General features: G+C 72.6%; 10 protein-coding genes and 4 pseudogenes. 5 read left to right on the top strand and 9 right to left on the bottom strand.

Features of this window, described 5'->3' with window-relative positions; all coding sequences use genetic code 11:
- Positions 1–37 precede the first annotated feature (37 nt).
- On the top strand, positions 38–811 hold the full coding sequence (locus G6R25_RS07345; protein ID WP_163552360.1) for a pirin family protein: 774 nt from the start codon (positions 38–40) through the stop codon (positions 809–811).
- A 195-nt stretch (positions 812–1,006) separates the two neighbouring features.
- Positions 1,007–1,369 (top strand): annotated as a pseudogene (locus G6R25_RS26420) (class I SAM-dependent methyltransferase); the annotation flags it as partial.
- Between the two features lie 182 nt (positions 1,370–1,551).
- Here G6R25_RS26420 and G6R25_RS07355 read toward each other — a convergent pair.
- The 5 genes and pseudogenes from G6R25_RS07355 to G6R25_RS31295 all read right to left on the bottom strand — a co-directional run.
- Positions 1,552–1,797, bottom strand: a pseudogene (locus G6R25_RS07355) (HAD family hydrolase); the annotation flags it as partial.
- Between the two features lie 142 nt (positions 1,798–1,939).
- The gene (locus G6R25_RS07360) at positions 1,940–3,241 is read right to left on the bottom strand and encodes an alpha/beta hydrolase family protein (protein ID WP_235947698.1); all 1,302 of its coding nucleotides are present in this window, start codon (positions 3,239–3,241) and stop codon (positions 1,940–1,942) included.
- 699 nt (positions 3,242–3,940) lie between these two features.
- On the bottom strand, positions 3,941–5,014 hold the full coding sequence (locus tag G6R25_RS07365; RefSeq protein ID WP_336500840.1) for an ABC transporter substrate-binding protein: 1,074 nt from the start codon (positions 5,012–5,014) through the stop codon (positions 3,941–3,943).
- A gap of 506 nt (positions 5,015–5,520) precedes the next feature.
- The gene (locus G6R25_RS31290; protein ID WP_235947699.1) at positions 5,521–6,153 is read right to left on the bottom strand and encodes an alpha-hydroxy-acid oxidizing protein; all 633 of its coding nucleotides are present in this window, start codon (positions 6,151–6,153) and stop codon (positions 5,521–5,523) included.
- A gap of 95 nt (positions 6,154–6,248) precedes the next feature.
- Positions 6,249–7,022, bottom strand: a pseudogene (locus G6R25_RS31295) (alpha-hydroxy-acid oxidizing protein); the annotation flags it as partial.
- Between the two features lie 9 nt (positions 7,023–7,031).
- On the opposite strand from G6R25_RS31295, the gene G6R25_RS07375 reads away from it, so the two are divergent.
- Positions 7,032–7,595 carry a YceI family protein gene (locus tag G6R25_RS07375; protein WP_163552361.1) on the top strand — a complete coding sequence of 188 codons (564 nt, stop codon included), beginning with the start codon at positions 7,032–7,034 and terminating at the stop codon, positions 7,593–7,595.
- A 102-nt stretch (positions 7,596–7,697) separates the two neighbouring features.
- Here the strand turns inward: G6R25_RS07375 and G6R25_RS07380 are convergent, their stop codons facing one another.
- From G6R25_RS07380 to mftA, 4 genes and pseudogenes are all read right to left on the bottom strand, one after another.
- Positions 7,698–8,054, bottom strand: coding sequence for a winged helix-turn-helix transcriptional regulator (locus G6R25_RS07380; protein WP_163552362.1), 357 nt, complete (start codon positions 8,052–8,054; stop codon positions 7,698–7,700).
- A 53-nt stretch (positions 8,055–8,107) separates the two neighbouring features.
- Positions 8,108–9,370, bottom strand: a pseudogene (mftC, locus tag G6R25_RS07385) (mycofactocin radical SAM maturase).
- Complete coding sequence (gene mftB / locus G6R25_RS07390) at positions 9,367–9,708, bottom strand: mycofactocin biosynthesis chaperone MftB (RefSeq protein WP_235947701.1); 342 nt, start codon at positions 9,706–9,708, stop codon at positions 9,367–9,369. Before mftB ends, mftC begins: the two are co-directional and overlap by 4 nt.
- On the bottom strand, positions 9,693–9,803 hold the full coding sequence (mftA, locus tag G6R25_RS07395; RefSeq protein ID WP_041940585.1) for a mycofactocin precursor MftA: 111 nt from the start codon (positions 9,801–9,803) through the stop codon (positions 9,693–9,695). Before mftA ends, mftB begins: the two co-directional genes overlap by 16 nt.
- A gap of 320 nt (positions 9,804–10,123) precedes the next feature.
- Here mftA and G6R25_RS07400 point away from each other — a divergent pair, with 320 nt between their 5' ends.
- On the top strand, positions 10,124–10,990 hold the full coding sequence (locus G6R25_RS07400) for a hypothetical protein (RefSeq protein WP_163552363.1): 867 nt from the start codon (positions 10,124–10,126) through the stop codon (positions 10,988–10,990).
- Positions 10,991–11,124: 134 nt separating this feature from the next.
- Positions 11,125–11,771, top strand: a 647-nt coding sequence (locus G6R25_RS25065; protein WP_419469325.1) for a hypothetical protein, incomplete at its 3' end; no start/stop codon positions are given.

Below are 11,771 nucleotides of genomic sequence, written 5' to 3' on the forward strand. Positions count from 1 at the left end.
GCTTAATGACACGTCATGAAGATGGGAAGGGTCCATCATGGCCAGCGTGACACCGCAGCGAGAAGTCGACATCCGCCGCGCCGCCGCGCGCCCGGCGACGAAGATCGACTGGCTGGACTCGAAGCACTCCTTCTCCTTCGGCCACCACTACGACCCGGCCAACACCCACCACGGGCTGCTGCTGGTCAGCAACGACGACACGGTGCGCGCCGGCGCCGGATTCGAGACCCATCCGCACCGCGACATGGAGATCGTCACCTGGGTGCTGCGCGGCTCGCTGGTCCATCAGGACTCCACCGGGAACTCCGGGGTGATCTACCCGGGGCTGGCGCAGCGGATGAGCGCCGGCCGCGGCATCCTGCACTCGGAGAAGAACGACGCCTGGCGCCTCGCCGGTGGCGGTGAGCCGCACGACGAGCCGGTGCACTTCGTCCAGATGTGGGTCGTCCCCGACGAGCAGGGCATCACCCCGGGCTACGAGCAGCTCGAGATCGACGGCGAGCTCCTCGGCGGCGGCCTCGTCCCCGTCGCCTCCGGGATGGCACGCCACGACGGCGCCAGCGCGATCCGGATCCGCAACCGGCACGCGGCGCTGCACGTCGCCCGGCTCGGCGCCGGGCAGAGCGTGGCGCTGCCCGACGCCCCGTACCTGCACCTGTTCGTCGCCCGCGGCGAGGTCACCCTAGAAGGGTCCGGCCCGCTGCACGAGGGTGACGCGGTCCGGTTCACCGGCGTCGGCGGCCAGCGGCTCACCGGCGTCGCGCCCGCCGAGGTCCTGGTCTGGGAGATGCACGCCACCCTGTCCCACTGAGCGGAGCCCGGCCCCATCCGCCAAAACGGGTCGCCGCGGCGCTGGTGGGGCGTTAGCTTCCTCGGCGTGATCGAACACGATCCCACGGACCTGGTGCGTCGCAGTTACGACGCGATCTCCCACCACTACCGGCGAGACGATGACGACGCCGGACCCTACAAACCTTGGATCGGCGACCTGCTCGCCCGCCTGCCGGTGGGTGGCGCGGTTCTCGACGTCGGCTGCGGCTGCGGCGTTCCGGTGGCACGCGCCCTGAACGCCGCGGGCCGCCGGGTGACCGGCGTCGACCTGAGCGCCGAACAGGTGCGACGTGCGCGCACGCTCATGCCGGCGGCCACCTTCCTGCACGCCGACGCGACCGAGGTCGACTTCCCGTCCGCCGCCTTCGACGCCGTCATCAGCCTGTACGCGCTGATCCACATGCCGCTGCGGAAACAACCGGCGCTGCTGGCCCGGATCGCCACCTGGCTGCGGCCGGGCGGCTGGCTGCTCGCCATCACCGGCCAGCACGCGTGGACCGGCGTCGAGCAGGACTGGCTCGGCAGTGGGCAGCCGATGTGGTGGAGCCAGGCCGACGCCGCCACCTACCGGTCGTGGATCGCGGCGGCCGGCCTCGTCGTCGAGTCCGAACGATTCGTCCCCGAGGGCAGCAGCGGTCACGCGCTGTTCTGGGCACGCCGCCCGGATCACGGCGAGGACGGCCGCATCGCCCTCGACGCCAAGCCCGAGCCCGACGCCAACGCCGCCTCCGCGAAGCGCGATCCATCCACCCCGAGCAGCGACAGCATGAGGTGCAGCGCGGTGTCCGGGCCGCGGCCCATGAGCGCCGTCTTCATTTCGGCGGTGAAGACGCCGCCGAGGTGGGCGGCGAGGTCCTCCTGCGCCCGCGTCCACAGCCGTTCGGTGTCGACGAGCAGGCCGTCCATGTCGAACAGCACCGCCGCCGGCGCGCGCCCTCCACGTGGCTCCGCGACGGCAGACGTCATCCGTCGAGCCTGGCACATTCGCCTCCCCCACGGACCTCGATCGCGCCGCCGGCGTGGCCGGCGTGGCCGTATACAGGTCCCGGCCGCACCCCGGCCGGCGCACGACCCGCCGGGGTACGGCCTCAGCGCGGGCCGCCGGGGGTCAGGAACCAGCGGACGACGGCCGCGGTGCCGGCCCGGTTGGAGCCGAGATGGTCGACGCCCGCGCCGAGGTCGACGATCGGGGCGTCGATGCCGTGCCCGCGCAGCGCCGTGCGGCAGTGCTCGCTGTTCGCCCGGGGAACCTGGGTGTCCGCACCGCCGACGTAGCACCGGCACCGGCTGGGGCGGCGACTGGGGGCCGGGCAGCGTGGAGCAGGTCGCGTCGGCCACCGCCAGCGCCGCGGCGAACCGGCCCCGCGGATGGTGGGCCAGCTCGGCGCCGTGGGGAGTAAGCAGGGCGTCGATGCTCGCCGGAGTGCTCACCGTCGAACAACGCCTCGACCGACGGGTCACGGAACACCTCGGCGGGCGTGTCATACAGGTGGTGCAGCCGGTTGAACGCGACGAGCAGGTAGGCGGTGTAGCCGACGCCGTAGGGCCACTCGACCTGGCCGTCCAGCAGCGCCGGCAGCTCGACGGAGCGCAGGTCGTAGGCGCCGCTGACCGGCGCGAGCGCGCCGAGGCGCAGCGCGGGGTCGGCGCCGGAGCGCAGCGCCGTCGCGAGGCCCGTCGCCGCCGAGGCGCCCTGCGAGAAGCCGGTCACCAGGACCCGCGGGTCGACCGTGCGTCCCTGCGTGGCCAGGAACAACCGGGTGGCGCGCAGCAGGTCGAACGACGCGGTCACCTCGGAGGGCACGTCCATCCACGGGTGCAGGCCCGGCCCGACACCGAGGCCGAGGTAGTCGGGGGCGACCGCGGCGAAGCCGGCCGCGGCGTAGGTGAGGGCGGGGGCCTGGCCCCAGCCGTCGGCGGCCAGGGCCGTCGCCGTCGACGGGGCGTCGGCGCGGGCGGTCTCGGTGCCATGGGTGTAGGAGACGACGCGCAGCCGGCGGGTGTCGGTGGCGGGCAGGGCCAGCAGGCCGCTGGCGGTGGTCGGCAGCCCGTGGGGGTCGATCGTGCGGTAGACGAGCCGATAGCTGACCACCCCCGAGCGCAGGATCGCCGGGTCCGCGTCGAACTCGGCTACGGTCAGCACCGCCCGCACCTGCGCCGCCGACAGCACGTTCAGCCGCTCGGCCGTCACCACACCACCGCGGTCCGCGGCTCCCGCGGTTGGCGACGGCGACGCGGCGGCATCGGAAGACGCTGTGGCGGTGGCTGCGCCGCCGCCGAGGACGCCGGCGGCGGTGAGTGCGAGCGCGAGGGCGGCAGTCGTCCGCCGCTGCGGCGAGCGTCCCGGCGCGGACCTCGGCGCGGTGATCGTTTCGTCACGGGAACGTGTGTCGTGAGGACGTAGAGCCATATCGATCATGCTAGGGAGCCAGGCACCCCGCCCCCATCCGGCCAGCAGCCGAACTCGGTGGGGGGACGACCCCCTCCCGCAGAGTGGGGCACTCCCCACCGGCGGGCCCTGCCCCCAAACTGATGATCATGGTGCTCCGCAGAACCGCGCCACGGTCATCACGCTTGCGCCGCCGGGCGGGCACCCAGCTCGGCCGCGGTTCGGCCGCGGTTCGGCCGGTGCTGTTGCCGGCGCTGCGAGGCCGAGTCGGTCCGGGCCGGGTCGACGGTGGCGTTCCGTGGCCGGGGAGGGGGCCGGGAGCGGGGTGTGCGTGGGAACGGTGCCACCTGGGTCGTTCTGGAGGGACGAACCGGACGCCGAACCCACCAGAGGGACCCAGGTAGGCGCTCTCCCACGCATCCACCCCGAACACCCCACCGCCGCCGCCACGCTCCGTGATCGCAGCCACGGTCCGCGGCCCGCTACCACGACCACCACTTGACACGGTCATTCAGATTCCGCGGAACCGCGCTGGGACGCCGCGTTCGGGCGAGACACGTCCGGCGGGGGGCGGCGGCGCCCCCCGCCGGACGTCAGGCGGCCCGCGCGGCGGCCGGGGCCGGGTCGCCGCGCGGAGCCGTCAGAGGGTCGGGCCGAGCGCCCGGCCGCACAGGTTGTCCTGCGCGACTCCAAAGGCGCTGCCCGACGGGTTGACCTGCATCAGCGCGAAGCAGGTCGACTGTCGGCCACGGGTGGCGCGACGTTGGTCGGTTGGATGAGCCCGCCCGCGTCGTAGCGGGTCAGGGTGCGCATCCCGGCGAGGAAGGACTGCCGGGTGGGGCAGGGGCCAGCGGCCTGCAACCCGCGCAGGAACAGGTCGGTGTTGATGTAGCCGATCAGGCCGAACTCCTGTTCGGCGTCGTCGGTCTGCGGCGAGTAGCGGGCCATCGCGTCGAGGTAGTGCTGGATCGGGGCGCCGCCGGCCTCGAACGGCCGGTAGAACACCGGGACGAGCACCCCGGCCAGGTCGGGGCCGTGGCGGCGCAGCAGGCTGTGGTCGTAGCCGTTCAACGACAGCACCACCTTCGGGCTCCCCCCGAGCTCGCGGATCGCGCGCAGCACCGGGGGCAGATCCGCTGGGGTGATCATGGTGACGACGGTGTCCGCGCCGGAGGTGTAGGCGAAGCTGCCGACGACGTCGACGCCGAGGGCCTGCAGGCTCTGCCCGATTCGCAGGGCCGCGCCGGAGACCCCGGCGGACATCGCGCTGCGCAGCAGGAAGGCGGACGTGCCACCGCGTTCCTTGACGAACCGGCCGTAGGTGTCGACCGGCGCGGCGAGGGTGCTGGCGAACGAGAACATGTTCCCGTATTTCGTCCAGACGTCCTCGGCCGCGAGGCCCACGGTGGGGATCCGCCGGTCGGCGAGGTACTTCGCGCTGCCGGTGGCGGCGGCGGTGAACTCCAGGACACCGAACGCACCGCGCTGGTCGACCAGCTCCCGGGCGCCGCTGAGGTTCCCCTCGGCGGTGCCGGCGTCGTCGCGCCATTCGTAGACGATCTTGCGCCCCTGTATCCCGCCGGTGGCGTTGACCTCGCCGAGGCGTGCGTCGACGCCGGCCCGCAGCCCCGGAAACGCTTCGGCGAGCCGGCCGGAGTCGGGGTAGAGCAGGCCGAGCCGGACCTCGTCGCGGGTCACCCCCGGGGCCGCCCCGTCACCGGTGCAGGATGACGCCGAGGCGGTTGTTCCGGAACATCCGGTGCCGACGACCAGGCCCAGCAGGATCGTCGACATTCCCAGTTTCACGGCACAGCGACGCATTCGAAGGTGACCCCCATACTGACGCGGCGCACCGCCGCCACAAATGGCTCCACAAAACGGTTCGGAATCATTCGGCCGGAATGGTCACTGCGGTCGGGCGACATCGGCGCGGCATCGCTGGCAGCGCACCGAGTTCGTCGCCGGGGGGGCAGTCCGATCCGGACCGGAGAAGACGACCACCGAACGCGTTCACCTGTCCTGGCTGCCCGGCACGTCTCGGTCGGGCAGCCGCCGGCCGGAACCTAATTCGGTTTCCGGTCGGTGAAACGACAGTACTAAGCCATCCAGCACAAGGGGTCCCATTGCGATGACAACGCGGCATGGCACGATGGTGCACGACGCCGGACCCCAAAAGCAATATGCAAGAGAAACGCGGTTCGGGGTGCAATAAGAAGTTGCACCCCGGACCGCGTCACCGGTATTCCGTTTCCAGTTTGTATCCGGCGGGTTTCTTTACCCGTCAGATGGACCGTGGACGGTCAGACTTTCTGGTCGATCGCGAAGCCGGCGGGGACGAGGATGTCCTCGGGCGACAGTTCGTGGATCGACGCATGGCCGAGCCCCAGCAGGGTCTCGCTCACGCCCTGGCGGAGGATCTCCAGCACGTTCGTCACGCCGCACTCACCGCCGGCGGCCATGCCGAACAGGGAGGCCCGCCCGATCATCACCGCGCGGGCGCCGAGCGCGAGCGCCTTGACGACGTCGCTGCCGCGGCGGATCCCGCCGTCGAGCAGTACCTCGATCTGGTCACCCACCGCGTCGACGACGCCGGGCAGGCAGCGGATCGACGCCGGGGTGGAGTCGAGGTTGTTGCCGCCGTGGTTGGACACCGAGATCGCGCTCGCGCCGACGTCGACCGCCCGGCGGGCGTCGTCCGGCCGGGTGATCCCCTTGACCATGAAGGGTCCACCCCACTGCTCGCGCAGCCAGGCCAGGTCCGACCAGGTCGGCGGGGGCGTGCCGATCCACTGGCCGTAGGCGCCGAAGAACGTCGGGGGCGTGGCCTCGCGCGGGCCGAGGTTCGGCACGCCCAGGTCGGGCAGCGAACGGCTGCGCAGCCAGCGGGCGAGGTAGCCCGGGCGCAGCGCGACCTGCGGGGCGTAGCGGGCCATCGCCTTGAGGTCGAGCTTCTCCGGGAGAACGGGCTGCCCCAGTCGCGGCGCGAGTCGAACACCCAGTCCAGCGTCACGATCAGGCCCATGGCGCCCGCCGCCCGGGCCCGCTCGGCGCGGGCGAGGATCTCCTCGCGCGACCCCACCCAGTAGGTCTGGAACAGCAGCTTGTCGGTGACCGCGCCGACCTCCTCCACCGACTTGGAGGCGAACGAGGACAGGCTCATCGCCGTGCCCGCGCCGGCGGCTGCCCGGGCAACGGCGACCTCGCCCTCGGGATCCACCGCCTGCACCCCGGTCGGCGAGATGAGCACCGGGAAGCTGATCTGCTGCCCCATCACCGTCGTGGACAGGTCTCGGGTCGCCGGCAGGTCGGCCACCCGGGGCCGGACCTTCAGCTCGCCGAACGCGTCGACGTTGTCGTTCATCGTGACGCCGGCCTCGGTCCCGGCGACGAGCGCCTGGTACACCCCCCGCGGTAGCCGTCGGCGCGCCCTGCGCTGGGCCTCGGCGACCGTTTCGAACCATGTCCTCGTGCTGGCCATTGCGCTCCCACCTCGTCGTGTCCGCCCGCCACCGACCGGCGATCGACGGGCCCCGGATGCCGCCTCCGGCCGGGCACCGGCCGCACGCAACGGGAATCGGACGGCGAGGTCGGGGCGATTTGGCACCGAGTGCCACTCTAGCGCGCCGGCGCCCGACCCGGCGATCACGGTGGCCCGGGTCGACTGCGCACGCCGCCGACCCGCTCTCTCGGCGGCGCCGTCACCAGGCCGCGACCGCCCCCCGGTGACTTGCCTTTCGTTAGCCACTATCGTTTCGTATGTCCACCGTTGCAGCCGCAACGGTGCCCGGCTCCAACCACCCATGGAGGTCTCGTGACCGCCCCCTCGTCCGAGCTCGCACCGCTGCCGCTCGTCCCCGGTACCTGGACCCTCGACACGGCCCACTCCAGCGTCACCTTCCAGATCCGCCACCTGGGCGTCACCAACGTGCGCGGCCGCTTCGACACGTTCTCGGCGAACCTCGCCGTCGGCGGCTCGCTGGAGTCCGTCGCCGTCGACGCGTCGATCGACCTGGCCTCGATCAACACCAACCAGGCCGGCCGGGACGCGCACCTGCGCTCCACCGACTTCTTCGACCTAGCCTCGCACCCGGCGATGACGTTCGTCTCCAGCTCGATCTCCGGCAGCGGCGAGGAGTACCAGCTCACCGGCGACCTGAGCATCAACGGCGTGACCAAGCCGGTGACGTTCGCGGTGGAGTTCTACGGTGTCGACACCCACCCGGCCGACAACCGGGTCCGTTCCGGGTTCTCGGCGACCGGCGAGATCAAGCGCAGCGACTACGGCATCAACTTCAACATGCCGCTCGGTGCCGGCAAGCTCGCCCTGGCCGACAAGGTGAAGATCGAGCTCGACCTGCAGTTCATCGCTCCCTGACCCACCGCACGACCTCACCGCGTAGCACGCTGGCGCCGGGGAGGCCGGGACGTCCCCGGTCGGCCCCGGCGTTCGTGCGCCTGCGGCCGGAGGGCGCGGCGTTCAGCCGCAGCCGGCGCCCGCCCGCGGGTCGGCGTGGACGAGATGTTCCTGCGCCCACAGCTCCAGGGCGTACAGCGCCGGGCGCAGCGCCTCGCCGCACGCGGTCAGCCGGTAACGGGTGGCCAGCGGCGGGCCGTCGAGCACCTCGCGTTCGACCAGCCCGGCCTGGGACAGCTCGGCGAGGCGCCCGGACAGCATCCGCTCACTCACCCCGGGCACGAGTTTCGCGATCTCGGAGAAACGAGCCGGCCCGGCCAGCAGCGTGCCGATGATCAGTCCGCTCCACCGCTTGCCCAGCAGGGCGAAGACCGGGGTGAGCGCCTGGCAGCTCACCCCGTCCGGCGGCATCGGGACCATCAGGTCATGCTAGCGAGCCGGGCGCCGGGGACCACCCGTTCGGCTGATGCCCGTCAACTGCGGGCCATGGCCGGGTCGAAACCGGCGAGGGGATCCTCCTGACAGGCGCTGACCGGCGCCACGGCCGGGGACAGCACGCTCGGCGCGCGGCCGATCGTCACCGGCACCGGGCCGCCGCCGCGGCGACCCGCCGCCTTGGCCGGGCGGGTGCTGGCCGGGCGGGAGTGGTCGACGGACGGCTTCGGTGGGGCGGCGTCTCCGCGGGCGAGCAGCGCGTCGACGCCGTGGCCCACCACGCACTCCGGGTCGGGGCCGTCCAGCGGCAGACCGGTGAAGAACTTCGCCGCCATGCAACCGCCCTGGCAGGCGCGAAGTGCCCGCAGGACGCGCACGCCCCGGCGGACTGCGGCTCGCGCAGCGCCGCGAACAGCTCCGAGATCCGCCACACCCCGGTGAAGCCGCCGGTGTCGCGGACGTTGCCGGCGAGGAACTCGTCGTGGATGGCGAACGGGCAGGCGTAGACGTCGCCGACCGGGTCGATGAGGCAGACCACCCGCCCGGCACCGCACAGGTTCAGCCCCGGCAGCGCCTGGCCGTAGGCGGACAGGTGGAAGAAGGAGTCGCCGGTCAGCACGTTCTCGCCGGCGGCGACGAGCCAGTCGTAGAGCTGGCGCTGCTGGGCGGCGGTCGGGTGCAGCTCGTCCCACACGTCGGCGCCGCGCCCCGACGGGCGCAGCCGGGTCAGCCGCAGCTGGGCGCCGTAGCGGTCGGCCAGGGCCGCGAAGGCGTCGAGCTGGTCGACGTTCGCCCGGGTGACGACGACGGACAGTTTGAACCCGCGGAAACCCGCCTCGGCCAGGTTCGTCATCGCGCGCACCGCGGTGTCGTAGGAGCCGGCGCCGCGCACCGCGTCGTTGACCTCGGCGGTCGCCCCGTCGAGGGAGATCTGCACGTCGACGTAATCGCTGGCGGCGAGCCGGGTGGCCACCTCGGGGGTGATCCGCACGCCGTTGGTGGAGAACTTCACGCCGACGTGGTGGGCGGTGGCGTAGTCGACCAGCTCCCAGAAGTCGGCGCGCACGGTCGGTTCACCACCGCCGATGTTGACGTAGAAGACCTGCATGCGTTCGAGCTCGTCGATGACCGCGCGGCACTCGGCGGTCGTCAGCTCGCGGGGGTCGCGCCGCCCAGAGCTGGACAGAGCAGTGCCGGCAGGCCAGGTTGCAGGCGTAGGTCAGCTCCCACGTCAGGCAGATCGGGGCGGCGAGCCCGCGGGCGAAGTGGTCGACGAGACGCGCCGGGGTGGTGGTGGTCACAGGGGACTCCCCTCGACGGTCATGGAGGACGCGGCGAGAGTCGCCAGCGCCCGCTGGTAGCGGTCGAGGGACGCTGCGGGCAGCCCGACCGCGGCCGCCGCGGCCCGCGCGCTGGCATGCGCCGGCAACACCTCCACCAGCGCCAGCAACGCCGGCTCCTTGAGGAACGACAGCTTGCGGGTGCCGAAGTGGTAGAGCAGCGCCCCGAACGGCTCCGGCCGCACGGACACCTGGGGATGCAGCCGCCAGGCCCGGTCCAGGTCGAACCCGGCGGCGGCCGACGCGAGGCCGGCCGCGCCGCGCTCGTCCGGTAGGTCGGCGCTCAGTAGACGCCGCACATGCCGTCGATGGAGACCTCCTCGACGAGCAGGTCCGCCACGACCGGCTCCGCGGACGCCTCGACGGCCTGGTCGACCTGCACTGACTCCTCCATGAGCACTCCTCATCGTGAGAGCTGACCGGGTCCGGAACCGGTGTCGCATGGTCCCGCCGCGGAGACGACTGTAATGGCACCGAGTGCCAAAGGGAAGATGTCGGAGCGGAACGGGCAGGTCGGGTAGGTGGGGGCGGTCAGGGCAACGGGACCGTCAGGCCGGCGGGGGCGACGCGGGGCCGTCCGCAGCACCGAGGTCGCGACCACTACCGCCGCCCCTCGACCCAGCGTCCCGGGACCCTTCGCCCACGGCTCCCTCCGACGCCACTCCACCAACCCGCGCCGCCCCGACCTCGGGTGACACGGAAGTAGACCTCTGGGTGGGCTATGCGCCCGCTGCCGCGGGGCGGCAACAGGAGAGGCGGCCGGCCGCCCGCCGCTACATGGCCGAGCCGCAACCCGAGTCGGCCGTGGCGGACCCGTTGGCGTTTCACCGCGCGCTGCGCGGCCTGTATCGTCTGGTGCCCGCCGTCGACCGCTGGGAGCTGGACGAGACGGCCACGGCCGAGCGATTCGCCGCGGACAGGCTCGGCGTACCGGTCCGGCGGGCGCGGATGGAACCGTGCTACGAGATCCATCTCGTCGTCGACGACAGTCCCTCGATGACGCTGTGGCTCGATCTCGTTCCCGGCCTCGCCCGGCTGTTGGAACAGGCCCGGTTCCGGGACGTCCGGGTCAGCTACCTCGACACCTCGGTCGAGCGTCCCGAGCAGGTGGTGCTGCGGGCGACCCGCGGTGGGGACGGCGCGCCGGCGGCGGCGAGCCACGTCCCGTCCGGTCGTCAGATCGTCTGGATCGTCACGGACACGCTGGCACCGGCCTGGCGCTCCGACGTGATCGCGCCAGCGCTGCGCCGCTGGTCCCGATTCGGGCCGGTCGCGCTGGTCAACCTGCTGCCGGAACGAATGTGGCGGTGGGGCGGGCTACGGACGCAGTGGGTTCGGATGGTGCCCGCCCGGGGCGGCGCCGCGGGCACGCCCCCCCCGCTGGGACTTCACCCGCAGCTGGGACCGCGTGCTCGTCGGCCTGACGGAACGGGAACTGGCCGACGCCCTGCCGGTCCCGGTGCTCGAGCTCGCCCCCGACTGGTTGGCTCCCTGGGCCGAGATGGTGAGCGCCGAACCCGCCCGACCGACCGAGCTGCGCGCGGTGCTGGCCGGGTCCGTCCCGCGTCCGCGACCGCCTGAACCGCCCGATTCGGCCGAGTCGGCGCAGTCCCCGCAGTCGCACCCGGCAGCGGGTGGACCGGTTCCGACAGCAGGCCTCACCGGCGGCCTTCGAGCTGGCGGTCGCTCTGGCGGCCGCCCCGCTCACGTGGCCGGTGCTCCGGCTGGTGCTGGACATGGTGCCAGCCGCTGGCCGCCGGCACCTCAGCGAAATTCTGGGCAGCGGCGTCCTGGCGCCCGTACCTGAACCTCGCGGCGACTTCCGACAGGCACACCGTTCCGGAACGGGCATTGCGCTGGAATTCGCGGACGGGGTGCGCGAGGAACTCCTCGCATACGGCGAGCGCGCCTCCGCGCTGCAGGTGCCACGTGCCTCGGCCGGGGCGCTCGGTGCCGAGGTGGACGCGCTGCGGGAGATCGATCGCGTGCTGGCCAGCGAGCGGCCGGAAGAGGTGGGCATCCCGGTGGTCGCCGAGGCGAACCGCCCCTTCCTGGCCGTCGAGCAGACAGTGCTGGCCAGCGTCGCCGGGCGTTTCACCCGCCGATCGCGCCGGCTCGGTGGCCTCCTGGGAGCCGGGCCCGGGCGGGAGACGGCGCAACAACCAATATCATTGACAATTACTACGGCTAGTGTCCGAGATATGACCATGGGTAGTGAGATTAGAGATGGGCACCCGCCTGCGCCTCGGCCTGCTTCCGACAGCGCCATTCCACCCGGCCGTGCGATGAACCCAGGATCCGATACCAGAGGAGGCGGCGAGCTCGTGACGTCGAGCACCGCGACAGCACCGCGACAGCACCG

Source organism: Candidatus Frankia alpina, assembly GCF_902806485.1.
In the GTDB taxonomy this organism is placed as follows: Bacteria; Actinomycetota; Actinomycetes; order Frankiales; family Frankiaceae; genus Frankia; species Frankia alpina.